This window comes from Hymenobacter sp. DG25B (assembly GCF_000801315.1).
Lineage (GTDB): Bacteria > Bacteroidota > Bacteroidia > Cytophagales > Hymenobacteraceae > Hymenobacter.
Window position 1 is genome coordinate 2348662 of record NZ_CP010054.1, and the last position, 25485, is coordinate 2374146.

The 25485-nt window shown below is 58.0% G+C and carries 22 protein-coding genes and 1 pseudogene; 20 read left to right on the forward strand and 3 right to left on the reverse strand.

Going from position 1 to position 25485, the window contains the following annotated elements:
- Positions 1–47: 47 nt before the first annotated feature.
- Positions 48–1556, reverse strand: coding sequence for an acetyl-CoA carboxylase biotin carboxylase subunit (gene accC, locus PK28_RS09975; protein WP_044513582.1), 1509 nt, complete (start codon positions 1554–1556; stop codon positions 48–50).
- A 319-nt stretch (positions 1557–1875) separates the two neighbouring features.
- Here accC and PK28_RS09980 point away from each other — a divergent pair, with 319 nt between their 5' ends.
- A complete protein-coding gene (locus PK28_RS09980) occupies positions 1876–3114 on the forward strand; it encodes an aminotransferase class I/II-fold pyridoxal phosphate-dependent enzyme (RefSeq protein WP_044513583.1) in 1239 nt (412 codons plus the stop codon).
- A 244-nt stretch (positions 3115–3358) separates the two neighbouring features.
- A pseudogene (locus PK28_RS09985) lies at positions 3359–3529 on the forward strand (BF3379 family histone-like protein); the annotation flags it as partial.
- Positions 3530–3707: 178 nt separating this feature from the next.
- Here the strand turns inward: PK28_RS09985 and tyrS are convergent.
- Positions 3708–5006 carry a tyrosine--tRNA ligase gene (gene tyrS / locus PK28_RS09990; RefSeq protein ID WP_044513584.1) on the reverse strand — a complete coding sequence of 433 codons (1299 nt, stop codon included), beginning with the start codon at positions 5004–5006 and terminating at the stop codon, positions 3708–3710.
- 168 nt (positions 5007–5174) lie between these two features.
- Between tyrS and holA the strand changes: the two genes are divergently transcribed.
- The 14 genes from holA (at position 5175) to PK28_RS10065 (ending at position 20236) form a co-directional block, all read left to right on the forward strand.
- A complete protein-coding gene (holA, locus tag PK28_RS09995; protein ID WP_044513585.1) occupies positions 5175–6251 on the forward strand; it encodes a DNA polymerase III subunit delta in 1077 nt (358 codons plus the stop codon).
- Positions 6252–6530: 279 nt separating this feature from the next.
- Entirely contained in the window at positions 6531–6953 is a 423-nt protein-coding gene (locus PK28_RS10000) for a GyrI-like domain-containing protein (RefSeq protein ID WP_231576132.1), read from the forward strand.
- A 109-nt stretch (positions 6954–7062) separates the two neighbouring features.
- Positions 7063–7506, forward strand: coding sequence for an Xre family toxin-antitoxin system antitoxin (locus tag PK28_RS10005; protein ID WP_231576133.1), 444 nt, complete (start codon positions 7063–7065; stop codon positions 7504–7506).
- 2 nt (positions 7507–7508) lie between these two features.
- Positions 7509–7970 carry an RES family NAD+ phosphorylase gene (locus PK28_RS10010; RefSeq protein WP_044513588.1) on the forward strand — a complete coding sequence of 154 codons (462 nt, stop codon included), beginning with the start codon at positions 7509–7511 and terminating at the stop codon, positions 7968–7970.
- Positions 7971–8476: 506 nt separating this feature from the next.
- Positions 8477–8713, forward strand: coding sequence for a hypothetical protein (locus tag PK28_RS10020; protein WP_044513590.1), 237 nt, complete (start codon positions 8477–8479; stop codon positions 8711–8713).
- A gap of 150 nt (positions 8714–8863) precedes the next feature.
- The gene (locus PK28_RS10025; RefSeq protein ID WP_044513591.1) at positions 8864–12055 is read left to right on the forward strand and encodes a tetratricopeptide repeat protein; all 3192 of its coding nucleotides are present in this window, start codon (positions 8864–8866) and stop codon (positions 12053–12055) included.
- A gap of 75 nt (positions 12056–12130) precedes the next feature.
- Entirely contained in the window at positions 12131–13828 is a 1698-nt protein-coding gene (locus PK28_RS10030) for a TonB-dependent receptor (RefSeq protein ID WP_044513592.1), read from the forward strand.
- A complete protein-coding gene (locus tag PK28_RS10035; protein ID WP_082017060.1) occupies positions 13818–14975 on the forward strand; it encodes an HU domain-containing protein in 1158 nt (385 codons plus the stop codon). Before PK28_RS10030 ends, PK28_RS10035 begins: the two co-directional genes overlap by 11 nt.
- Position 14976: 1 nt before the next feature.
- Complete coding sequence (locus PK28_RS10040; RefSeq protein ID WP_044513594.1) at positions 14977–15678, forward strand: MotA/TolQ/ExbB proton channel family protein; 702 nt, start codon at positions 14977–14979, stop codon at positions 15676–15678.
- Between the two features lie 95 nt (positions 15679–15773).
- Positions 15774–16193: an ExbD/TolR family protein gene (locus PK28_RS10045; RefSeq protein WP_044513595.1), complete on the forward strand. Its 420-nt coding sequence runs from the start codon at positions 15774–15776 to the stop codon at positions 16191–16193.
- A gap of 156 nt (positions 16194–16349) precedes the next feature.
- Positions 16350–17231: a hypothetical protein gene (locus PK28_RS10050; protein ID WP_044513596.1), complete on the forward strand. Its 882-nt coding sequence runs from the start codon at positions 16350–16352 to the stop codon at positions 17229–17231.
- 133 nt (positions 17232–17364) lie between these two features.
- Positions 17365–18669 (forward strand): bifunctional folylpolyglutamate synthase/dihydrofolate synthase, encoded by a 1305-nt coding sequence (locus tag PK28_RS10055; protein ID WP_044513597.1) that lies wholly within the window; start codon positions 17365–17367, stop codon positions 18667–18669.
- A 61-nt stretch (positions 18670–18730) separates the two neighbouring features.
- Positions 18731–19393, forward strand: a complete 663-nt coding sequence (trmB, locus tag PK28_RS10060; protein ID WP_044513598.1) for a tRNA (guanosine(46)-N7)-methyltransferase TrmB — start codon at positions 18731–18733, stop codon at positions 19391–19393.
- A gap of 12 nt (positions 19394–19405) precedes the next feature.
- Complete coding sequence (locus PK28_RS10065) at positions 19406–20236, forward strand: maleylpyruvate isomerase N-terminal domain-containing protein (RefSeq protein WP_044513599.1); 831 nt, start codon at positions 19406–19408, stop codon at positions 20234–20236.
- Positions 20237–20246: 10 nt separating this feature from the next.
- Here PK28_RS10065 and PK28_RS10070 read toward each other — a convergent pair whose 3' ends face one another.
- Positions 20247–20867, reverse strand: coding sequence for a beta/alpha barrel domain-containing protein (locus PK28_RS10070; protein ID WP_044513600.1), 621 nt, complete (start codon positions 20865–20867; stop codon positions 20247–20249).
- A gap of 239 nt (positions 20868–21106) precedes the next feature.
- On the opposite strand from PK28_RS10070, the gene mnmA reads away from it, so the two are divergent.
- The 4 genes from mnmA (at position 21107) to rpe (ending at position 25461) form a co-directional block, all read left to right on the forward strand.
- Entirely contained in the window at positions 21107–22255 is a 1149-nt protein-coding gene (gene mnmA, locus PK28_RS10075) for a tRNA 2-thiouridine(34) synthase MnmA (RefSeq protein WP_071885141.1), read from the forward strand.
- Positions 22252–22968 (forward strand): hypothetical protein, encoded by a 717-nt coding sequence (locus tag PK28_RS10080; protein ID WP_156126339.1) that lies wholly within the window; start codon positions 22252–22254, stop codon positions 22966–22968. The genes mnmA and PK28_RS10080 overlap by 4 nt, the downstream gene beginning before the upstream one ends.
- Positions 22969–23037: 69 nt before the next feature.
- Positions 23038–24696, forward strand: a complete 1659-nt coding sequence (locus tag PK28_RS10085; protein ID WP_044513603.1) for a S8 family serine peptidase — start codon at positions 23038–23040, stop codon at positions 24694–24696.
- Between the two features lie 66 nt (positions 24697–24762).
- Complete coding sequence (gene rpe, locus PK28_RS10090; RefSeq protein ID WP_044513604.1) at positions 24763–25461, forward strand: ribulose-phosphate 3-epimerase; 699 nt, start codon at positions 24763–24765, stop codon at positions 25459–25461.
- Positions 25462–25485: the final 24 nt, after the last annotated feature.

Sequence of the window (25485 nt, forward strand, 5' to 3'; positions counted from 1 at the left end):
GGCGGCTCCTGCATAGGAGCCGCCTTTTTTTGGCCAATGTACAAATGTTACCGCCCGCCCAGCCGGTTCCGCTTCCAGGCTGAGCCCGTGGCCGCTGGGGCATCAGCTGATGTTACGGCCGAAGCTTTCTTCTCCGAAAGCAGCATAGCGCCTAAAACCGCGGCCAGCTTATCCAGCGCCTCATCTGCCGCGGCAGGCTTTAGAGAATCCACCGTGAAATGGTCCCGGATGAAGTTGGTGTCGAAGTTGCCGCTTACAAAAGCCGGGTGCTGCAGCACGTAGCGGCCGAAGCCCAGGGTAGTTTCAATACCGGTAATCTGATACTCGTCAATGGCGCGCAGCATCCGCTCAATGGCCTCCTGCCGGTCCTTGCCGAAGGTAACGAGCTTGGCAATCATGGGGTCGTAGTAAATCGGGATGTCCATGCCTTGCTCAAAGCCGTCGTCCACCCGCACGCCGGGGCCTTGCGGGCGCACGTAGGTTGTCAGGGTTCCGATGTCGGGGAGGAAGTTGTTCTGCGGGTCTTCGGCGTACACGCGCAGCTCCAGCGCGTGGCCCGTAATGGTGAGGTCTTCCTGCCGGAAGGGCAGGGGCTGGCCCTCCGCCACGCGGATCTGCTCCTTCACCAGATCCAGACCCGTGATTTGCTCCGTTACCGGGTGCTCCACCTGCAGGCGGGTGTTCATTTCCAGGAAGTAAAAGTTGCGCTGGTCGTCCAGGAGGAACTCCACGGTACCGGCGCCGGTGTAGTTGCAGGCGCGGGCCACGTCTACAGCGCAGCGGCCCATTTCGGCCCGCAGCTCAGGGGTGAGTACCGAGGAGGGCGCTTCTTCAATCACCTTCTGGTGGCGGCGCTGAATACTGCATTCCCGCTCAAACAGATGCACAATATTACCGTGCTCATCGCCGAGCACCTGAATTTCGATGTGGCGTGGCCCGGTGACGAACTTCTCAATAAACACGGCCCCGTCGCCGAAGGCCGACACAGCCTCATTGATAGCCAGCTGCATCTGCTCCTCAAACTCCTCCACATTATGCACCAGGCGCATCCCCTTGCCACCACCCCCGGCCGACGCTTTAATCAGAATGGGAAAACCCACCTGCTGAGCAATCTGCTTGGCTTCGTTCACGTCGCTGATGGCCTCGGCCGTGCCGGGTACCAGCGGAATGTTGTAGGCCTGCACCGCCTGTTTGGCCGAGAGCTTGTCGCCCATAATTTCCATGGCTTCCGGCGAGGGGCCCACGAAAATGAGCCCGGCCTCTTTCACCTGGCGGGCAAATTCGGCGTTTTCTGACAGGAAACCGTAGCCGGGGTGAATGGCATCTACGCCCAGCTGCCGGCACACTTCCAGAATTTTGTCTCCGCGCAGGTAGCTGTCTTTGCTGGCGGGCGGGCCTACGCACACGGCCTCATCGGCGTAGCGCACGTGCAGGGCGTTGCGGTCGGCTTCCGAGTAGATAGCCACGGTTTTCAGGCCCATTTCTTTAGCCGAGCGCAGCACACGCAGCGCAATTTCGCCCCGGTTGGCAACGAGTAGCTTGGAGATTTTTTTCATGCAGAGGGTGGGGAAAGTACAGGTAGAAAGCCCGTCCGGTTGAGTGGCGCCGAAACATTTCGCTGGTGTAGTAATTACCACCACAACCTCAGCCTGCAAGATGTCTCGGCGCCACTCAACAGGACGTTCCGTAGTCCAAAGAAACGCCATTCCAGCGGCTCTATAAAACTGTATTCTGAATTTCAAGTCCCGGGTGGTTCAGTTGGATGCCTCGTGAGGGAAGGTTACCTTTGCGGTTTGCCATAACTTTGTACTTCTGGGGTCCTGGTATTTTGTCCATAACTCCCTGATTTCTTTTCACATCTAACCTTGTTCCTTCGTGGATCTATTTGAGAAGATTGCCGCCAACCGCGGCCCGCTGGGCAGCCACGCGCATTATGCACATGGTTATTTCTCATTCCCTAAGCTGGAAGGCGAAATCAAGCCCCGCATGATTTTCCGCGGTAAAGAGGTGCTCACCTGGAGCCTGAATAATTACCTGGGCCTGGCCAACCACCCCGAAGTTCGTAAGGCGGATGCCGAGGCGGCGGCTGAGTACGGCATGGCGCTGCCCATGGGCGCACGCATGATGTCCGGCAACTCCAACCTGCACGAGCAGCTGGAGAGCGAGCTGGCCGACTTCATTAAGAAGCCCGACTGCATGCTGCTCAACTTCGGCTACCAGGGCGTGGTGTCCATCATCGACGCCATGGTGAACCGCCACGACGTGATTGTGTACGACGCTGAGTCACATGCCTGCATCATTGATGGCGTGCGCCTGCACCAGGGCAAGCGCTTTGTGTATACCCACAACGACATGGCCAGCCTGGAAAAGCAGCTGGAGCGTGCCAAGCGGATTACCGATGAAACCGGCGGTGGTATTCTGGTCATTACCGAGGGCGTTTTCGGCATGTCGGGCAACCAGGGCGACCTGCGCGGCGTGGTGGCCATGAAGGAGAAATATGAGTTCCGTTTGTTCGTGGATGATGCCCACGGCTTCGGCACTATGGGCGCTACCGGCGCCGGAACGGGCGAAGAACAGGGCGTGCAGGACGGCATCGACCTTTATTTTTCGACGTTTGCGAAGAGCATGGCCAGCATAGGCGCCTTCGTGGCCGGACCGGAGAACGTAATTGAATATTTGCGCTACAACATGCGCAGCCAGATTTTCGCCAAATCCTTGCCCATGGTGCTTGTGGTGGGCGCTTTGAAGCGTTTGGAGCTGCTGCGTACCCAACCCGAGCTGAAGGATAACCTCTGGACCGTGGTACGGGCCCTGCAAAGCAGCCTGCGCGAAAAAGGCTTCAACATTGGCACTACCACCTCGCCCGTAACGCCCGTGCTGCTGGCCGGCGAAATCAGCGACGCAACGCAGCTAATCTTCGATCTGCGTGAGAATCACGCTATTTTCTGCTCTATCGTGGTTTATCCGGTGGTACCGAAAGGCGTGATTATGCTGCGCCTGATTCCAACGGCCGTTCACTCCCTGGATGACGTGAAAGAGACCATAACGGCCTTTGAGGCCGTGGCAGCCAAGCTCGACAAGGGCCTGTACTCTAAAAGCCAGGTAACGGTATAAGCAACCGGTGCTGTTAAGCAAGCGCCGGAGCCCGCAAGGGTTCCGGCGCTTGCGCTTTATAGGACTTTCTGTAGAATTGATTTAGCCAGCTGAACAGGCTAACTAGACAAATTAGAGGTCGAATCGGGGAATAGCGGCTGAAAAGAGGGTTTTTAAAAAAAGTTGAACTATTGCTTGTATTTGAAATCCCTGTATATTAGGCCCGGTCAAACCCATTATTCCACATCTCATAACCCTCCCCCTCATGAACAATTTTGGCAAACTGCGTGACCTCGTAATGGCTATGGAAGGCGACTTCGAGAAGTTCTACGACAAGAGCAACTCGGCCGCCGGCACCCGCGTGCGTAAAGGCATGCAGGAGCTGAAGAACATGGCTCAGCAAATCCGTTCGGAAGTGCAGAACATGAAGAACGATGCTACTGGCACCGCTGCTCCAGCTGCTGCTAAGAAAGCTGCTCCGGCTGCTGCTAAGAAAGCTGCTCCAGCTAAGAAAAAGTAAGGTCGGGCGGCCTTGGTTGCCGCTTCCGCTTACAAACAAAAGGGAGTCCGTCATTCGACGGACTCCCTTTTGCTTTCCGGCCTGTTGGGGCTCGTTACACCACTTTAATCAGGTAGTAGTTCTTCTTGCCTTTCTGGGCCACCATGTACTTATCCAGCAGCAGGGGCACTTCCGAGGCTTGCTGCTCCAGCCCGGCTTTTTCCCGGTTCAGGCTTACGCCACCAGCCTGAATCATTTTTTTGGCTTCGCCTTTGGAAGGGAAGATGACCGAATTAGTGGCTTCGCTCAGTAAGGTCACGGCATTCAGCTCGGCCAGCTGAGCCCGGGGTACTTCCATATGCGGTACGCCGGCAAATACATCCAGCAGGGTGGCTTCATCCAGGGTGGAGAGGGCGCCACCGCCAAACAGCACCTGCGAGGCAGCCAGGGCGGCTTCGTAGGCCTCTGCGGAGTGCACGCGGGTGGTTACGTCTTTAGCCAAAGCTTTCTGCAGCACCCGCAGGTGCGGGGCCTGGGCATGCTCGGCTTCCAGCGCTTCAATTTCCTCCTGGCTCATCAGCGTGAACACCCGGATGAGGCGCGGCACGTCGGCATCGGCGGCGTTCAGGAAGAACTGGTAGAACTGATAGGGCGAGGTCATGGTGGGGTCGAGCCACACGGTGCCGGTTTCGCTCTTGCCATACTTGGTGCCATCGGCCTTGGTGATGAGCTGGCCGGTAAGGGCATAGGCTTTGCCTTCGCCGCCGGTCATGCGGCGAATGAGCTCCGTGCCGGTGGTGATGTTGCCCCACTGGTCACTGGCACCCATTTGCAGGGTGCAGCTTAGGTTTTTGTAGAGGTGGAAGAAGTCGTAGCCCTGCAGCAGCTGGTAGCTGAACTCGGTGTAGCTGATGCCTTCCGCGCCGGTGTCCTCGTTGCCGCTGATGCGGCGCTTCACCGAGTCCTTGGCCATCATGTAGTTCACCGTAAGGTGCTTGCCTACCTCGCGCAGGAACTGCAGAAACCCGAAGTCCTTAAACCAGTCGTAGTTATTCACCACCAGCGCGCCGGTGGGGCCTTCCGTGAAATCCAGGAACTTCTCCAACTGCGCCTTGATGCCGGCCTGGTTGGCGCGCAGGGTTTCCTCGTCCAGCAGGTTGCGCTCAGCTGATTTGCCCGATGGGTCACCAATCATGCCGGTGGCGCCGCCTACCAGGGCCAGGGGGCGGTGGCCGGTGCGCTGCAGGTGCACCAGCAGCATAATGGTGGCCAGGTTGCCGATGTGCAGGGATGCGGCCGTGGGGTCGAAGCCGATGTAGCCGGTGATGGGGGCATTGGTGCGCAGGTGCTCATCGGTGCCGGGCATCATATCGTGGAACATTCCACGCCAGCGCAGTTCGGAAATCAGGTCCATTCGGGAAGTATTGGTTGTCAGAGAGTCGTTGTAATTGACCGTGGAAATCCGCCGGCCGAACAGCAAAGGTAACGCGCCGGAACGGTACCTTTATGCTTCGTTTTGAAGGACGCCAGTGGATTCAGCCCGAATCCCGTGCGTCACCCATCCGTCCCTGACCACCCCGCCATGCCCGCCGTTTCCGCCGACGAACTTCTGAACCAGCTGCGCCAGCGCCAGTTTGCGCCCGTGTATTTCCTGCAGGGCGAAGAGCCGTACTATGTGGATCTGGCCGCCGATATCCTGGAGAAAACCGTGCTGCAGGAGCATGAAAAGGGTTTTAACCAGGTAGTGCTCTATGGTAAGGATGTTGATGTAGCCACCATCCTGAACCAGGCTAAGCGCTTTCCCATGATGGCGGAGCGTTCGGTGGTCATCATCAAAGAAGCGCAGGCCATTGTGGATCTGGAAAACGACAAATCGTGGCCGTTTCTGGAAGCCTACCTCAAAAACCCGCTGCAAAGCACCGTGCTGGTGTTCTGCTACAAGCACAAAACGCTGGATGCCCGCAAAAAGCTGGGCAAGTTGCTCACCGGCGACAAAAAAACACCCCCGCCTGCCGGCGTGGTGCTCATGACGAGCAACAAGATTTACGATAACCAGGTACCCGCCTGGCTCACGGCCTACGTGCGCAGCAAAGGCCAGCAAATTACCCCTCAGGCCACTGTTATTCTCTCCGAATACATTGGGACGGAGCTGGGCCGCCTCACCAATGAGGTAGACAAAATGCTGATTAACCTGCAGGCCGGGCAGCCTATTGATGAGGACCTGGTGCAGCGCATGGTGGGCATCAGTAAGGAGTACAACATTTTCGAGCTGCAAAGTGCCCTGGTGCGCCGCGACGTGCTGAAGGCCAACCGCATTCTGCTCTATTTTGAGGCCAACCCCAAGGCCAACCCGCTCATTCCGAACCTCACGCTGCTGTTCAACTATTTCTCCCGCCTGCTGGCCCTGCATCAGATTCCCAATATTTCGGAAGCTGACTGGCTGAAATTTGGCCTGCGCTTCCCCGTGCAGCGCCGCGACTACCAGACCGGCCTGAAGGCCTTCAGCTTTGAGCGCACCCGCGACATCGTGCACCTCATCCGGCGCGCCGACCTGCAAAGCAAAGGCATCGAAAGCGGCTCTATGACCGATGGCGAAATCCTGCGGGAGCTGATTTTCCTGATCCTGCACCCCGTACCGCTGCACGCTATTGGGGCGTAACGGTTAATTATTTATCCGTTAAGTATTATTGCGTCATGTCGAGCGAAGTCGAGACATCTCGCGTGCTGAGGTTGTCAAAGTATTTGTCATGCTGAGCTTGTCGAACCGAAGGTCGCCGTAGGCAGGCATCTCTACCGCTTCGTTATCTGGGTATACCAAACTAGCGAGACGTCTCGACTCTGCTCGACATGACGGGCTTTATTATGAAACCTGACTTGCATGCTGCAACCCAGAATAGAGGTAATTGCTGAGAAAAAGTTAATCGGCAAACGGCTTACCATGTCTTTTGCCAATAACCACACGGGGGAGTTGTGGAAGAGCTTTATGCCCCGGCGCCACGAAATTCAGCAGGCAATAGGAGCGGACCTGTACTCCATGCAGCAGTATACCCCGGGCTTTTTCACCGACTTTAACTCGGCGGCAGAATTTGAAAAGTGGGCCGGCCTGGAAGTGACGGACTTTGCTACAGTGCCGTCGGATATGGAAGCCGTGCTAATCCCCGGCGGCCAGTACGCCGTTTTCTTCTACCGAGGGCTCAATACGGATACCAGCATCTTCCAGTACATTTTCGGCACCTGGCTGCCGGCCTCTGGTTATGTATTAGATGACCGTCCGCATTTTGAAATCCTGGGGCCGAAGTACAGAAACAATGACCCAACATCGGAAGAGGAAATCTGGATTCCCGTTAGCCGGAAGGCTTAGATAGGAGCGAGCGGGCCAGGACCGTAGACGGGAGGAAGAAACCAAAGGAAAAATTTCCACGTTATATGGAAAAATTTCCCTAGCTTCGTCAACGTCAATTCCAGAAACCATGGCCAGCCCCGCAACCCGAGTTAAAGCCGCTCCGCAGAACATGTGGGCCCAGTGGGGCCGCACCGGCCAGGATTCGTTTGCCCTGGTGATGGCGGCGCGCAAGGGCATTCCGGCAGCTACGGCTTTTGAGGTAGCCGAGGCTCTGCACCTGCAGCCCAGCCAGCTGGAGGCCATTTATGACCTTTCTACCAAAACGCTGCGCAGCTACCTGCAGGATAAAAAGCTGCTGAACGCGGCCAGCAGCGAGAAAACCCTGAAAATTATTGCCCTCTACAACCTGGGCGTGGAAGTGTTTGGCGAAGCCGATGCGTTTCTGCGCTGGCTGGGCAAGCCCGCCCACGGTCTGGACGGCGAAGTGCCGCTGCGCCTGCTGGAAACCAGCGGCGGCATTGATCTGGTAGAGGAGGAGCTGAGCCGCATTGCCTACGGCGACCTGGCCTAACGATGCTCGTCTACCGCATCTGCCTGGCCAAATATGCCGAAGACCTGTTTGCCTCCGGCCGCCGGGCCCGCTGGAACAGTAAGGATAGATTTGTAGTGTACACCGCCGCCACGCGCGCCCTGGCTTGCCTGGAAAACGTAGTGCACCGGAGCGGCGAAGGCCTGAACGACCAGTTCCGGGTGTTGGTCATCGATATTCCCGACGACCTGCCCATCGAAGAAATAAAGCCCACTCAACTGCCCGCCGGCTGGGAAAAAGCCAGCAGCTACTCCGTGTGTCAGCCGTTGGGTGATGCCTGGTATGAGCAGCGCCAAGCCGCCGTGCTGCGCGTGCCCTCGTCCATCATCCCCCAGGAAAGCAACTACGTTCTGCACACCCGCCACCCGGATTTCAAACGCATCCGGATTGTAGCCTGGGAGGAGTTTAGCTTTGATAACCGTATCAAGGCAGAAGAGCCGGAATAAATGAGAATACTATTCATGTGCCTGATTTTGCTTGTGTTAAATATACATAGCTATGCGCAGCGTAAACCTCAACGTGTTACTAGGCTGCGGATAGAAGAGTCAGCAATGTTTTCAGATAGAAAATATGTAATAACTGATAGTACAATCCGTGTTAAGATAAATGAATCAGGAGCAACAGATTCTCTGTTTTATAGGAACATCACTAAAGCGGAACGAAATAGAATCTTGAATCCGCTAGACAAAACTTATTTATCAGCCTTCCGAGAACATTATCGGGGCTATAATACAGCAACTGATCTGGATAGTTATCAATTTATTATCGTCAAAAAAGACGATGTTAAAGTTGTAAACATTTACCAATACAGAGTAGTGAGCCTTTATGAAGTTTGTAAGAGAATGAATGAGCTTTTGCCTGTTCAATTTCATATACACTACACCAAAGCACACTCTTACTATAGAAATTAAAGCCCAAAAAGCTGCCCATGCAAGTCCTCGATATCATCCAAATGTCTCCGAAAGAAGTGTTCATTGTGGGCAATCTGGATGGGGCTGTAAAGCCCGGCCCGTGGGAGCTGCGGCTGAATGGTGAGGCTGTGGCTACGCTGGAAGCCATGGGAGAGGCGCAGATACAAGGCAGCTCAAAAGGTAAGCTGGTGCCGCCCCGCGTGGTGGTTTGCAAAGGACAGGTAGACAAAAGTCGCTTCGATTTCACCAAGGACGAGGTGACGATGGTGAAGGTGTAAAGCGGAGCAATGGCTGTCTAGCACACCAAAACTTCTCCGCAGCACGTTACAAACGGCAAAAAAGGGCATTTTAGCGGCAACCTGCCGTAAACTTTTCGCTACTTTTGGCCATATGCGGCCTTTGGAGGCCGCCTCCCGTAACGACCCGCAATGAAGTTTATACCCCGGATTGCACTGGTTGCTGCCCTTGGCACGGCGGCCCCGCTGGCGGCACAGGCCCAGCAGACGCAGGTTTTTGCCAACGATGAACGCTACTTTCAGGAAGGCCTGGAGCTTTTCGACCGTGCCAAGTACGGCGCCGCTCAGGTAGCCTTCCAGCACTACCTGGAGCTTACCCAACGCCGCACCGGCGACCAGCAGGACCGAACCACCGATGCCGAGTACTACTACGCCGTGTCGGGCCTGTATCTGCTGCATCCTGATGCTGAAGGCCGCATTCTGGCCTTTGCCGCGCGCAATCCGGCCCACCCAAAGGCGGCCGTGGCCTTTTTCGAGCTGGGCAAATTCTACTTCGATAAGAAAAACTACCCCAAGGCCATTGAGTACCTGCAGAAGGTAGGGCCCGATAATCTGTCGATGGACCAGCGGGCCGAGTCGGAGTTTAAGCTGGGCTACAGCTACTTTGCCCAGAAGCAGTTCGATAAAGCCCGCCTGCTCTTCGACCGCAACAAGCAGGGTAACCATCAGTACCACTACGCCAGCAGCTACTACGCCGGCTACCTGGCTTACCTGAACAACGACTTTGCCGGCGCGCGCAAAGACCTGGCCGTGGCCGAGGAAAACGACGCCTACCGCCCCGTGGTGCCGGCCGTGATGACCCAGATTTACTACAAGGAAGGCGACCTGGACGGCCTCATTGCCTACGGTACCAAAGCCCTGACCCAGAAGCCGCTGCCGCAAAGCGCCGATGAAATTCAGCTACTGGTGGGGGATGCCTACTATCAGAAAAAGGACTACAAGCAGGCCGCCGAGTATTTTGACCGCTACGCCAACGGCCGCAAGCGCATTGAGCCGGAAGTACAGTACAAAGTAGGCTTCGCCAACTACAAAATGGGCGACTACAAAGGCGCCATTGGCAGCCTGAAAGGCGTGGCTGCCCGCCGCGACTCTTTGGGGCAGAACGCTGCCTACCATCTGGGGTTGAGCTACATGCAGACCAACCAGAAGCAGTTGGCTCTGAACTCCTTTGACGCCGCCCGCAAGCAGAACTTCGATAAGAATATCACCGAAAACGCCACGCTGAAATACGCCCAGATCAACTATGAGCTGGGCAACTCGGCGGAGGTTATTACGGCGCTGAAGGACTTCAACAAGAAATTCCCCCGCTCCAAGAATGCTCCGGCCGCCGATGATATTCTGAGCGAGAGTTTCCTGAACTCCAACGACTACGCCCAGGCCCTGAACTACCTGGAGGGGCTGGACAGCCGCAGCAGCAAGCTGAATGCCACCTACCAGCGCGTGGCCTATAATCAGGCGGCCACGCTTTACAACAACACCCGCTACAACGAGGCCCTGCCCTTGGTAGAAAAGTCCCTGAAATACCCGCAGGATGATGCCTTACAGGCGGCCGCGCAGGTATTGCAGGGAGATTTGTACAGTGTGGGCCAGCAGTATCAGCCGGCCATTACCAGCTACACCGCCGCGTTGCGCACCGCTGCCAGCGGCCCCGCCGCCAAAACCACCCTCGATCAGCAGGCCCGCTACGGCCTGGGTTACGCCTACTACAACACCAAGCAGTATGAGCGCGCCCGCCCGCAGTTTCAGGCCTACCTGGGCGATGCGCAGGCCAAGCCCACTGACCCCAATTACTATGATGTGGTCCTGCGTCTGGCCGACATCAACTACATAGCCAAAAGCTACCAGCAGGCGCTGGATGGCTACAACAAAGTCATCAACGCCAACGCCGCCGATAAGGACTACGCCTACTACCAGAAGAGCGTAACGCTGGGGCTGATGGGCCGCCGCGACGAGGCGGCCAGCACGCTGGCTACCCTGCTAAAAACCGCGCCCAGCTCGCGCTATGCCGATGACGCGGTGTATCAGCAGGCAGACTTGGAATTTCAGGGCGGTAACTACCAGGCGGCCGTGGCCGGCTTCACGCGTCTGCTGGACAACCGCCCCAATAGCCCGCTGGTGCCTACCACGTTGCAAAAGCGCGGCGTAGCTTATGCCAACCTGGACCAGCATGATAAAGCCGTAGCCGATTTTAAACGGGTGCTGGACCAGTACCCCCGCAGCAAAGCCGCCAGCAGCGCCATCTACTCCTTGCAGCAGTCTTCTACGGCTCTGGGACAGACAGCCGAGTTTGATGCGTACCTGGCCCGCTACAAGCAGCAGAACCCCAACGACGCCGCGGTGGAAAGCGTGGAGTTTGAGGCGGCCAAGTCTTTGTACCTGGCGGAGAAGTACGAGCTGGCCATTCCCAAGCTGGATGCCTATCTGAAGCAGTACCCCAGCAATGCGCTGGCAGCGGATGGACGCTACTTCCTGGCGGACTCTTACCTGAAAACCGGCAAGAAGGACCTGGCACTGCCCCGCCTGCGGGCCGTGGTGGACGAGGGAAAATCGGAGTTTCTGAACCGCGCCATTGGCCGGGTCGCCGAGCTGGAGTTTGAGAACAAGAACTACTCGGAGTCCATTAAGTACTATGCCCGCCTGCGGGAAGTGTCGCAGAGCAAGCGCGAAATTGCCAATGCAGCGCTGGGCCTGATGAAGAGCTACTACGAGAGTGGTGACTACGCTGCTACCCGCCGCACGGCCGAAGAGCTGCAGGCCATGGGCAATGCCTCGCTGAATGCCACCAACTTGGCGTTGCTGTATCTGGGCAAAGCCAGCTACAAAACCGGCAACCTGGATCAGGCCGTAACGGAGCTGGGCAAAGCCGCCGGCACCGCTACCGATGAAATTGGCGCCGAAGCGCAGTATCTCATGGCCGAAGTGCTGTTCAAGCAGCAGAAGTATGACGCCGCTCTGGACGCCGCCTACAAGAGCAATTCCAGCTTCTCCAACTATGAGCTGTGGCAGGGCCGCTCGTTCCTGCTGATTGCCGATATCTACACGGCGCAGGGCGAAACCTTCCAGGCAAAAGCAACGCTGAACTCCATCATCGACAATAAATTCCCGGTGCCGGAAATTATAGAAGGAGCCAAGCAGCGGCTTGCGGCGCTGGATAGTGGTACTGCACCAGCCGCGCCCGCCAAACCTGCGCCAAGCAAGGCAGGGGCCGGTAAAGCGCCCGCTGCCAAGCCAACCACCACAGGCAAACGCACCCCGCTGAAAAACTCCCTGACCGACACGCCCACGGACTCCACGGCCACGCCCGCAAATACCGACGAACAGTAAGTCGGCCTATCCCACGCCATACCCATGGTTCGGCAGGAGCGGAGTACGGCCCCTGTCTGCATCAACCCCAACTATATGACGCTTCGCTCTCCTCAGATTCTTGCCCTTGCTGCCGTGCTGGCGGCCAGCGCCGCGCCCCGCACGCTATGGGCGCAGACCACCCGCGGCAAGATTGAAGACGCAGAAATTGAAATCGTGAAGGAGCGGGTAAATCAGCTGCCCGAAGCCAACCGGAATTTCGACAAGATTAAAATTGAGCCGCCGGCAAAAGGTGACCAGCAGGTAAAATACTCCTTCCAGGACTTCCAGCTGCCATCCAACAACCTGAACCCATCGGTGCGGGTGCTCACTATTAAGCAGGAAGAATTAGCGCCGTTGCTGGGCAATTACGCCAAAGCGGCCCTCGGCAACTATGGCTCCCTGTACGGTAAGCTCTACCTGCACAACACCCGGGATAATGCCGCTTCCTACGGGGTAAACCTGAGCCATATTTCCTCGGCCAAGGGCCCGGTAGATGGGAAGAACTCGGGCAGCAGCCAAAGCAGCCTGGGCCTGAATGGGGAAACCTACAGCGGCCCGCTCACCCTGGGCGGCAGCCTGGACCTGGGCCACGAGCGTTACAATTTCTACGGCTATAAGGCTCAGAATGACCGCCCCGATGCCGACTCGCTCAAGCACTCCTTCAACCGCGCCGCGGCCAAAGTGTACCTGCGCAACCGGGCGGCCGATGCTCAGTTTCAGTATGACCTGAGCGCCGGCTTCAACTTCTGGAAAGACAACCTGGAAGCCCGCGAAAGCAACTTCCTGGTGGGGCTGCAATCCAAATACTACCTCTCGGAAAACACCCGCGTAGCTATCAACGGCGACGCTTCTTTTATCTCCTATAAAGACTCGCTCACGGTTAGCCGGCCATTTGTGCAGGTGACGCCCGCGTTTGAGGTAGACCTTGACCGCCTGGATATTTCCCTGGGCGCAACCATTGGCTACACCGGCGACACCATTGGCACGGCCAAGCAACTCAGCCTGAACCCGGCCGTGCGCCTGGGCTACACCGTGGCTGAGGATAAGTTTGTGGTGTATGCCGGCCTGGGTGGCGCGCTGCAGCGCGTTACCATGTACGACCTGAGCACCGAAAACCCCTGGCTGGGCCGCAACCAGCGCGTAGCCGACACGCACCGCGGTCCTTCGCTGTTCTTTGGCTTCAACGCCTCGCCCGTGCGGGCGCTGGAAGTGAATGCCAAGGTGACGGTAGCCCAGGATCAGAACCTGTATTTCTATAACAACTCCCTGCGCGACCAAAGCCGCTTTGACCTGGTGTACGACCGGAAATCAACGCAGCTGCTGAATGTACATGGCGAGGTGCTGTATAATGCGGCCGAGCGCTTCCGCCTGGGCTTCAAAGGCGACTATAACGCGTACAAGGTGCACTCCCTGGAGAAGGCCTACCACCGGCCCGCTTTCCAGGGCTCGGTTTTCGGCACCTACAATATGAATGAGAAGCTGTTGCTGGGCGCTCAGCTGTACACGCTCAGCTCCAGTTTCGGCTCCGAATTCATTCCCGGCACCTTCGACCCCGGTGCTACGGCCGACCACCTGGCTCCCAAGGCAACGGACAGTGTTCTGGACCTTAATCTGCGCGCAGATTACCGTTTTACAGAAAATCTGTCAATATTTGCTTTAGGCAACAACCTGCTGGGACGTAAATATGAGCGTTTCCTGTACTATCCGGTGAAGGGCGTGAACGTGCTGGCGGGGGGTACCTATGAGTTTTAACCTTTTGCTACCCGACCCAATCCACCGTCCCTTGCAGCTATCTGACCACATCCGCGCCTTGCTGCGCGAGCACGACTGCGTTATCATTCCCGATTTCGGGGGACTTATTTCCGACTATTCTCCGGCCCACATTCACCCGGTGCGCCACACGCTGGCTCCGCCCGATAAGCGGGTAGCTTTCAACCAGGCCCTTACCCGCAACGACGGGTTGTTGGTAGATGCCCTGAGCAATGCTCTGCGCATTTCCTCGGCCCAGGCCCGCCAGATGGTGCGCGATGCGGTGGCCCGCTTGCAGAGCGAGCTGGCCGAAAACCACCGCACGGAGCTGCCCGGCATCGGTATTTTCCGATATGCTGCGGGCCGTGGACTTGATTTTGAATACACCGGCACCCAGAATTTGTTGTCGGCCAGCTTCGGCCTGCCGGAGCTGCTCTCGCGCCCCGTGCGCGCTACCGATGCCCTGATTGCCCGGGAACGGCCCACGGAGGTGGCCCCGCTGCTGGCCGTTACGCGTCGTCGCCTGGGCAAGCGCGTGTTCAATACGCTAGCCGCCGTAGTCGTTTCCGGCCTGGTGCTTTCGGCCAACTACATGCTGGCCCAGCGCTTTGATTACCTGCCCGCCAGCCTGCAATTCTCCTCTACCGATGCGGTAGCACAGGCTCCCGCGGATACTCCCGCGCCCGTGATGCGCCAGCAGGCCGCACTGGCCCAAACCAGCTGGGATGAGGAGCGTGTATCGGAACCCGTAGCGGAAGTAGCCCTGCCGGAAGCAAAACCGGAAGTGACACCTGCTCCAGCGGCACCTGCTCCGGCTGCCGTTGCTGCAACCTCTACCGCAGCGCCGGTGTCGGTAGCAAAAGCCGCCCAGCCCGTTAGCTCAGCCACAATTTCCACCATCACCAACCGTTGGTACGTGGTGACGGCCGCGCTAACCAATGCCAAAGCCGCTGAGCAGCTCCGCAAGCAGTATATAAGCAAAGGCATTGCCGTGAAGCTGCTGACGCCCCGCCGCGGCAACCGCTTCGTGCAGGGCACCCGTTACTACCGCATTTCCGTAGCCGATTTTGCCGATAAGGCTTCGGCGAAGAGCAGCCTGCCTACGCTGCGCAAGAAATTCGGCAACGACATTCTGGCCACCAATTATTAGCATGACGCCATTCTTCCTGCAGATTACCACCACCGCTGCTGATACTGCTGCCGCTGCTGCCAACGCACTACCCACCACCGCTGCTGATTCTGACCTCTCGCTGCTAGATCTTATCCTGAAAGGGGGCTGGATCATGCTGCCGCTGTTTATCCTGCTTTTTATTTCGGTGTACATCATCATCGAGCGGTACATCACCATTCGTCGGGCTGCCGTTAATCCGGATGCCTTCATGAATGGCATCCGTAATCTGATGGTGAAAGGGGACCTGCAGGGCGCCAAAATGCTGTGCGCTCAGAACCCTTCGCCACTGGCCCGCATGATTGAAAAGGGTATCCGCCGCATTGGCCTGCCCCTGAAAGACATTGAAGCCAGCGTGGAAAACGTAGGCAAAATTGAAATTGCCCGCCTGGAGAAAAACATAAGTATCCTGGGCATTATTGCCGGTATCGCGCCCATGCTGGGTTTTGTGGGTACCATCATCGGGGTAATCAAGATTTTCTACGCCATCAGCGCCACCGGCGACTTCGGTATCGCCCAGATTTCGGGCGGTCTGTACACCAAAATGGTAACCTCCGCGGCGGGCCTTATTGTGGGTATTATTGCTCACGTAGGCTACCACTGGCTCAGCATTATGGTAGAGCGGCTGGTGTTCCGCATGGAGAACTCGGCCATCGAGTTCATGGACATTCTGCAGGATAATTAATCAGTTGCCAGTTGCCGGTTGGCAGTTGTCAGTTCGTTCGATGAAACACTGACAACTGCCAACCGGCAACCGGCAACTGGCAACTGGTAACTGAAATGGATTTAAGCCGGCGCCGTAAGCTCTCCTCGCACGTCGAGACCAGCTCGATGAACGACATCATGTTCTTCCTGATGCTGTTCTTCCTGATTGTGAGCACCATGGTGAACCCCAATGTGATTAAGCTGATGCTGCCTAATGCCCGTTCCGGCAAGGCAGTCATGAAGCAGACCATCAACATTTCGGTGGATGCCCAGGGTCAGTATTTCCTGGACCGCCAGCCCGTTACTTCCGCCACCCTGGAAGAGGCCCTGGCCCAGCGCATTGCCGGCCTCGATAAGAGCATTGAGCCAACCGTAGTTTTGCGCGTGGACTCTTCCCTGAATGTGCAGAAGCTGGTCGATATCCTGGAAATTGGCAATCGACTAAAAGTAAAAATGGTGATGGCCACCCAGGCCCAGCAGAGCGCCGGCAAGTAACCGGGTAGGCTTTTGGTAAAAGCTTCCGGGCTGCTGGTACGATAAAAATGCCCTTAGCCGAACCCCCGAACCAACCAGAACTGTTTACAGCACAGTAGGCACTCATAAAATACGGCCTGGCTCCTCAGTAACTACCGCCAATAACTGCAACCAACCATGGAATACCGCGAGGAACATAAGCGCGAGGCGCTCATTGGCACGGTGGTGTTTCATGCCCTGCTAGCGGCGTTTTTCATCTTTACCATCTTTAAAGGGCCCGACCCACCGCTTACTGAAATTGGCGGGGGCGGAGTAGAGCTGAACTACGGCATTGATGAAGCCGGCTCCGGCGACATCCAGAGCATGGCCCCGGCCAATGAGTCGAAAAACCGCGAGGATAGCCGGCCGCCGGCTGCCCGCCCGGACCCCACGCCCCAGCCGGCCCGTACGGCCGCTGAGCCCGAACCGCAGCCCGCAGCCCAGGAAAAGATTGTAACCAGCGAAGCCGAGGAAAGCCCCGTAAAGATTCCACCGGTAGAAACGGCCGCGCCCCCGCGCCCGGAGCCCGTGCGCGAAACGCCCAAGCCCGCTGAAAAGCCCCGCACCCTGTACACCCCCAAAGGCAGCACCGCCGGTGGCGGCAACGGCCAGAATGGCACCAGCAATACGCCCACCGGCAATAACAACGGCGACAAACCTGGCTCAGTAGGTGACCAGGGGGACCCAAATGGCTCCCTGGACGCCAAAGCGCTTTACGGTAAGCCTGGAAGTGGCGGAGGTAGTGGAGGCGGTATGGGCAACCTCAATATGCCAGGTTGGGCCTTTGACAACCAACCCCGCGAACAGGACCCCTCCAATGAAAGTGGAAAGGTGGTCCTCAAGATCAAGATTAATGAAGACGGCGAGGTAGAATCTGTAACGGTTCAATCTAGCAGTTTGTCGCCAACTGTAACCAACTTCTACAAGGACCTAATCTACCGTAAAGCCACGTTCAGGCGTGTGGGCAGTGGCAGTGGCGGTGGCACTGGATTTATTACCTACATCATCGGCGCGAAATAGTCGCCCTACATTCACAGAAATAAACAGGCCGCCGGCAGGATATTCCTGCCGGCGGCTTTCTTTTGCAGAATAATTAGCCGCTCACCCCGGCAGTAGGGTTCTACTGCCGGGGTGAGCGGCAAGCACGACGCATATGGATTATCAGGAAACGCTGGCCTATTTATACGCCCAGCTGCCCATGTTTCAGCGGGTAGGCGCCGCGGCCATCACCAAAAGTCTGGCTAATACCGAGGCGCTGGCTGCCGCCCTGGGTAACCCGGAACGGAAATTTCGCGCGGTGCACGTGGCCGGCACTAATGGCAAAGGCAGCTCCTCCAACTGGCTGGCCGCCGTGCTACAGGCCGCCGGTTACAAAGTAGGCCTGTACACTTCCCCGCATTTGCGGGAGTTTACGGAGCGTATCAAGATCAATGGCCAGGACCTCGCACCCGAATATCTGGTGGAATGGGTAGCGCGCTGGCAGCCGTTATTTGAGCAGATTAAGCCATCCTTTTTTGAAATGACGGTAACCCTGGCCTATGAGTATTTTGCCGATGAGCAGGTAGATATAGCCATTATTGAGGTAGGCCTGGGCGGCCGGCTTGATTCTACCAATATCATTACGCCGCTGGTGTCACTCATCACTAACATCAGCTTCGACCACCAGGCCCTGCTGGGGAACACGCTGCCGGAAATTGCGGCGGAAAAGGCCGGTATCATCAAGCCCGGCGTGCCGGTCATCATTAGCCAGACCCAGCCGGAAGTGCGGGCCGTGTTTGAGCAGTACGCCGCGTCGGTGCAGGCACCCATTGTTTTCGCGGATGAGGTTTACCAGGTAGAGACACCAGGCGAAACCCCGGCCGATGCGGAAGAACAAATGGTGCGGGTTCAGAAGCAAGGGGAGCCTGCCCGGGAGCTAACCGTGGGCCTGGTCGGCGACTATCAGCGCTACAATCTGCCCGGCGTGCTGGCCACCCTGGATCAGTTACGGGAGCAAGGCTTTCTGATTACGGAAGCGGCACTGCAGGCAGGGCTGCGCGACGTACGGCGCCTGACGGGATTCCGGGGCCGCTGGCAGATTCTGGGCCGCCGCCCGCTCGTGGTTTGTGATACGGGTCACAATGAAGCCGGTATTCGCTCCATAGTGGCGCAGCTGCGCCGTTTGCATTACCACCGGCTGCATATAGTGCTGGGCACGGTAGCGGATAAAGATGTAGCCGCCATGCTGGCTTTGCTGCCCCGGGAGGCTACGTATTATTTTTGCCAGGCGGCCATTCCGCGGGCTCTGCCGGCCGCCGAGTTGTCTACGCTGGCTGCGGGAGTGGGGCTTTCGGGCGGCATATTTGGGTCGGTAATGCAGGCGGTGCAGGCCGCCCGCGCCGCCGCCGCGCCCAATGATGTGGTCTTTATTGGGGGCAGTACCTTTGTGGTAGCGGAGATAGAAGACCTGTTTAATTGAGCAGCAGCCACCTTCGCTTCCAACTTTAACCGCGCCCTGGGCGCCACTCTTTTTCGTTTTCGTGAGTAGAATCAAACTAGTACGCTTTGCTGAAAATGCCACCCGCGCCGAGATTGTAGAGCCGGGCAAGGAAACCTACCTGCAGCTGGCCGGCAAGTGGAACGAAGCCTTTTTCCCTGCCCGCCAACCCATTACCCTGGAAATGGGCTGCGGCAAGGGCGAGTACACCGTAGGGCTGGCCCAGCGCTATCCGGAGCGCAATTTTCTGGGCCTCGATATCAAAGGAGAAAGAATCTGGCGCGGCAGCACCCGGGCCCGCGCCATGGGCCTGACCAATGTGGGCTTCCTGCGCACCCAGGCCCAAACCCTGACGGAGCATTTCGCGCCCGGCGAGCTGAGCGAAATCTGGATTACGTTCCCGGACCCGCGCCCCCGCGACCGGGACATCAAGCGCCGGCTCACCGCCCCGCGCTATCTGGATCTGTATCAGCAGGTGCTGCGCCCCGGGGGGCTGGTGCACCTGAAAACCGACAGCGAGGCCTTGTATGATTTTTCACTGGAAACGGTGCAAGCCCGCCCCGGGGCTACCATTCTGGCCCAAACCAAGGACCTTTACGCCACGCCTGAGCTGCTACCACACGCCGAGGACATTCAGACGCACTACGAAGGCCGGTACCGCGCCAGCGGTATTCCCATCAAATACCTGCAGTTCCGCCTTAGCTAACTTCTGCTGCTGATGGCTCCCCTCCACACCGTGCACTTGCTGCCACTGCTCGACGAAAAGCTACTGGCATTACTGCGCAGTCTGCACCCCGAGGATTGGGAGCGGCCCACGCTGGCCCCCGGCTGGCGGGTGCGCGACGTGGCCCTGCACCTGCTGGATGGCAACCTGCGCACCCTGTCCATGCTGCGCGACGGTTACTTTGGGCAGGCCCCCGCCAGTGGGAGCTACGCCGATGTAGTTTCTTTTCTAAACAAGCTAAACGCCGACTGGGTGGCCGCCGGCCAGCGCCTGAGTCCGGCAGTTATTACGTGGCTGCTGGCCCTTTCCGGCCCCGAATACCAGCAGTATTTGGCCTCACTTGATCCTGAGGCGCCGGCCGTATTTTCCGTGGCCTGGGCCGGGGAGGAGCAGTCGGCTAACTGGTTTCACATAGCGCGTGAGTACACCGAGAAGTGGCATCATCAGCAGCAAATAAGGCAGGCAGTGGGGCAGGAGGCCGCCTTGTTCACCGCCGAGCTGTACTATCCCTTTCTGGATACCTGTCTGCGGGCGCTACCGCATCAATACCGAAATACGGAAGCTGTAGCGGGTACTACCCTATTAATTTCGATTACGGGAGAAGGCGGCGGCCACTGGCTGCTGCGCCGCCTTCCTGCTGGGTGGCAGCTGGAAGCGCCGGTCACTACGCAAATGCCCACCACGCATATTACGCTGGCCGGAGCCGTAGCCTGGCGGCTTTTTACTAAAAGCCTGCCGCGCCCGCAGGCCGAGCAGCACGTACACACCTCCGGCGAGGCGCGCCTGGCAGAGCCGCTGTTCAGTATGTTAACGGTAATGGCCTAAGGCAGCAAGTTTAGTCTTCCAGCTCCTCAAACACAGCTTCCATTTCGGAGAAGTCGCGCAGGCCGGGCTTTATTTCGTCGCCGCCTTCCAGCACAATGCCGGCGGGCTGCACCGTGTTCAGGAGGTCGCGCAGCTTGCCGGTGGCAAAGCCCGCGGCCAGCCAGATAGAATAGGTGCGAGCCTGCTCCGTGAGATGGGCCAGTTGCACGCCGGTGAGCGGCTGGGGCGGAATGGTGGGCAGCACAAACCCCGCTACGTGCCCTTTCAGCTGCTTAAAGCGCATATCTACGTCTTCGGGCAGCATATCCGGTATCCAGTTCATCAGCTGCAGCACAGGCAGCTCCAGGCCGGCCAGCTCCTCTTTGGGGCGTATGCGGGTGAGCAAAACATAGCTCAGGCCACAGTCCCGGGCTATAGCATTGATTTCAGCTGCGGGCAGGGTGCTGAACTCGCCTACCAGCTTAATGCCGGCTACCCAGCCGCCCAGCTCTTTCACCGCCTCGGGGGCCAGGTGGTTCGGCAGGGCCGGGTCAAGATTAAAGGTAAGGTAATCGGCGCCCATCCCGGCGCAGTAGCGCGCATCAGACAGGTTATTGATACCGCGCACCAGCACGGACGTAATCAAAGACATAAGGAAGTGGCTAGCAGAGCAGAGAGGTACCGGCGAAGGCCGGAAGGCAGGTTTGCCGCTGCAATATCCGAAACCTGGTGAAATTGGTTAGGGTGATAGTCCAACAAATTCTGCCGGCTCCCATTTAAGCTCCACTATACCCGCTGCTTTGGCTGAAGCTGAGGTGCGTAGAGGGGAACTCCGTACCTTTGTTTATTCGGCCGGAACCTTTCACGCTTCGGGCGCAATTTGATTCACGTATGAACACAACGAAAGGACGGGTGCTGGTAGCCATGAGCGGCGGCATCGACAGCTCCGTGGCAGCCGTACTGCTGCACGAGCAAGGCTATGAAGTGGTTGGTATGACCATGAAAACCTGGGATTACGCCTCGGCGGGCGGCAGCAAGAAAGAAACCGGCTGCTGCTCCCTGGACAGCATCAACGACGCCCGGCAGATTGCCGTGGACCTGGGCTTCCCACATTACATCATTGATATCCGCGAAGAGTTCGGCGACTTCGTCATCAGTAATTTTACCGATGAATACCTGGCGGGCCGCACGCCCAACCCCTGCGTGCTCTGCAACACCCACATTAAGTGGGATGCCCTGCTGCGCCGCGCCGACCAACTGGGCTGCGAGTTTATTGCCACCGGCCACTACGCCAACGTGCGCCAGGAAAACGGCCGCTATGTGGTCAGCAAAGGCATCGACGAAAACAAAGACCAGAGTTATGCCATTTGGGGCGTCAGCCAGGAGAGCCTGGCGCGCACCATGTTCCCGCTGGGCAGTCTGCGCAAAACCGAAATCTATGACATGGCCCGGGCGCGGGGCTTCACCGAGCTGGTTAATAAGCCCGAGAGCTACGAAATCTGCTTTATTCCCGACAACGACTACCGCGGATTCCTGCGCCGCCGCGTGCCGGGCCTGGAGGAGCGCGTGGCCGGGGGCGAGTTTGTGATGCGCGATGGCACGGTGGTAGGCAAGCACGAGGGTTACCCGTTCTATACCATTGGCCAGCGCAAAGGCCTGGGCGTGGCCCTGGGCTTCCCGGTGTACGTAACCGAAATTCGCCCCGAGACCAACCAGGTAGTATTAGGCAACTTTGATGAGTTGGCCAGCACCGCCACGGTAGTAGGCAAGCTCAACATGGGGAAGTACGCCTCCCTGGAAGGCATGGGCCTGGTGCCCAGCCGCACCAAAATCCGCTATAATCATGATGGCTCCCCGGCATTTTTAGAACAGATTGGTGATAAAATTCGAGTATATTTCGAAGAACCCGTTCATGCCGTAACACCCGGGCAGGCTGCCGTTTTTTATGATGGCAATGATGTGCTGGGCGGCGGCTGGATAGAACGGCACGTTATGGATGTGGCGCCCGTAGCCACAGAAGATATTATTGCTACCTCATGACTCAATTCGTAAGATTGCAGCGGCACGCCCGCTGGGCAGTGCTGTTGGTTGGAGTAGTTGCTGGTTGCAAAAGTGAAACGGAGGCTCCGGCGCCACTGGGTAAGGAATACTACCCGGTGGCCACCGGTACCTACCGCACTTTTGCCGCCGAAGACGTTATCTGGGATGATAACGTAGCTACCACTACCCGGTACCAGCTGCGCGAACGAGTGGAGGAAACTTTTACGGATGCCGCCGGCCTGCTGAGCTACCGCATCATCCGCTCCCGCCGGGAAAAAGCCGCCGAGGAATGGGCCGATGACAGCGTATTTGTGCTCACACCCACCAGCCAGAGCCTGCAGCTGCTACGCGGCAACCGCCGCACGGTGGAGCTGGTTTTCCCGGTGCGCGAAGGCAAGCGCTGGAACCCCTACGCCTATGCCGCCCTGGATACCGTGGGCCGCCAATACCAGAATGTGGGCAAGTCCTTCCAGGCCGGAGAAAAGGAGTACACCGAAACCATTACTACCCTGGACGACGTGGAGAATAACCTCTACTACCTCACCCAGCGCAAGCAGGTTTATGCCCGCAACGAAGGCCCCGTATTCCGGGAAACCAAGCGGTTTATTTACTGCGACGGCAGCACCACAGGGCAGGGGTGCCAGGTAGGCACCGGTTATATTCTGGCCGGGCGCGAGCACCGCGAAACGCTGCTGGAATCGGGTAAGTTATAGGGGCTGACCTGCATCCTTTTTTCGGGGTTAGTGTTGGTAAGGTAGCTGTTGATCTTTTTAAGCCGATATATGCGCGCGTGGCTTCTGCTGCTTCTTTCCTTTGGTAGTTACGTAGTGGCCCTGGGCAACCCGCCGGCAGTGGCTGGCGGTACCGTGCGCAAGCACCTGGTGTATTTTCGGGACAAAGCTGGTACGCCTTTTAGCACCGCCCGCCCGGAAGCTTTTCTCTCAGCGCGGGCCCTACAGCGGCGCAGCAAACAGAAAATTGCCATTGCCCCGCGCGACCTGCCCGTAGCCCCGGCCTACATAGCCCAGGTGCGGGCCGTGCCGGGTGTGCAGCTCTGGTATACCTCGCGGTGGTTTAACGCCGCCATGATCAGCTGCGACTCTGCCACCCTGGCGCAGGTGCAGGCTTTGCCGTTCATTAATAAGGCCGAAACCCTCAACCGCCAGCCGCAGCCCGTTGCCCGGCCCGCCCTCACGCCCGCTCTTCCCCACAAGCAAGCCACCCAAAGCCGCCGCGCCGACTACGGCCTGGCCTATGCGCAGGCCGCCCAGCTGGATGCCGTGACCATGCACGATGCCGGGTATAAGGGCGAGGGGATGCAGATAGCCGTATTCGATGCCGGCTTTCCCAGCGTAGATCAGCTGGAGGCATTTAAGCCGCTTTTCAGTGAAAAGCGCCTGGGCAGCACTTTTAACTTTGTTGATAAAACCAAGGCAGTTTTTGAGCGCGACATTCACGGCACCAGTGTGCTTTCCACCCTGGCCGCCAATGCGCCCGGTTATTTTGTAGGCACCGCTCCCAAGGCTACGTATCATCTTTACATCACCGAAGATGCCGGCTCCGAGCACCCGGTAGAGGAAATGAACTGGCTGATTGCCGCGGAGTATGCCGATTCGGTAGGGGTAGACATTATCAGCTCCTCGCTGGGTTATACCACCTTCGATGAGCCTTCCGTAGACCACACTTATCCTGATTTGAACGGCCGCACGGCCATTGGTACCCGCGCCGCCACGCTGGCCGCCCGCGTAGGCATGGTGGTGCTGAACAGCGCCGGCAACGACGGCGACAAACCCTGGCGCTACATTGATGTGCCGGCCGATGCCGATTCTGTTATTGCCGTGGGCGCCGTGGATTCCCTGGGCGTGCGGGCAGGCTTCAGCTCCGTGGGTCCTACGTCGGATGGGCGTATCAAACCTGATTTAATGGCCATGGGCTACCTGACGGCGGTTATCCGGCCCAGTGGCGTGGCCGTGCGCGGCAATGGTACTTCTTATGCCTGCCCGGTGCTGGCGGGTATGGTAGCCGGTTTGTGGCAGTCGAGCCCGGCTTTGAGTGCGCAGCAGGTAATTGAAACGCTGAAGCGCTCCGGCTCTCAGGCCGCCACTCCGGACAATGAGCGGGGTTATGGTGTTCCCAGCTTTGTGCGGGCCTATCAGCTGGCTAACCCGGGTAAAAGCCTGCCGACCAAACCTACTGGGCTGATGGTGTATCCCAACCCTACGGCCAGCAACGAGCTGTTTCTCACCATACCCGAGGAGCTCCTGCAGAAAACCCTGCGCGTGCGCGTGTATGATTCCCGCGGGGCTCTGGTACTGGACCGCAGCATGCCCGAGGCCGGCGCCGAAATGCGGGTGCGTACCGGCGTGCTGGCCCGTGGCACCTATACCTGCACCGTCACGGCCGATGCCGTAAAGCGCACCGTGCGGTTTGTCCGGCTGTAACTCTTTTTTCGTGGGAAGGCGCCGGAGCTACTGTTCAGAATTCCAGGCAACTCCTACCTTCGTGGCATGAACCATTCGCACCGCCCGGCCACGCTGCTGGCTCCTTCTCTACTGGCTTCCGATTTTGCAAATCTGCAGGCTGAAACTGAACGTTTGGCGCACAGTGCCGCCGACTGGCTGCACTGCGACGTGATGGATGGCCGGTTTGTTCCGAATATCTCCTTCGGCATGCCGGTATTGCAGGCTATCCATCGGCATGCCCGTCAGCCCCTGGATGTACATCTCATGATTGAAGAGCCGCAGCACTATTTGGCGGCTTTTCGGGATGCCGGTGCGGCTAATCTGACGGTGCATTACGAGGCCTGTACCCACCTGCACCGCGTTATTCAGCAAATCAAAAGCCTGGGCTGCCGGGCCGGCGTAGCGCTTAATCCCCACACGCCGGTGTGGGTGCTGGAAGATATTGCTGCCGATCTGGATCTGGTGTGCATTATGTCGGTAAACCCTGGCTTTGGCGGACAGAGCTTCATTCCCAACACCCTGCGCAAAGTAGCCGCCCTGAAAGAGTTGCTGGTGGACTGCGGCAGCCGCGCCCTGATTGAAATTGATGGCGGCGTAACCACGGAGAATGCCACGGCTTTGGTGCAGGCCGGGGCCGATGTATTAGTGGCGGGTAGCTTCGTATTCAATTCCCCTGACCCCGTAGCCACGCTGGCCGATATGCGTGAGATGCTGACTACCGCCCTGACTTCCGACCTCGAGTAATGCGGGGCAGTCAGGTGAGGGCAA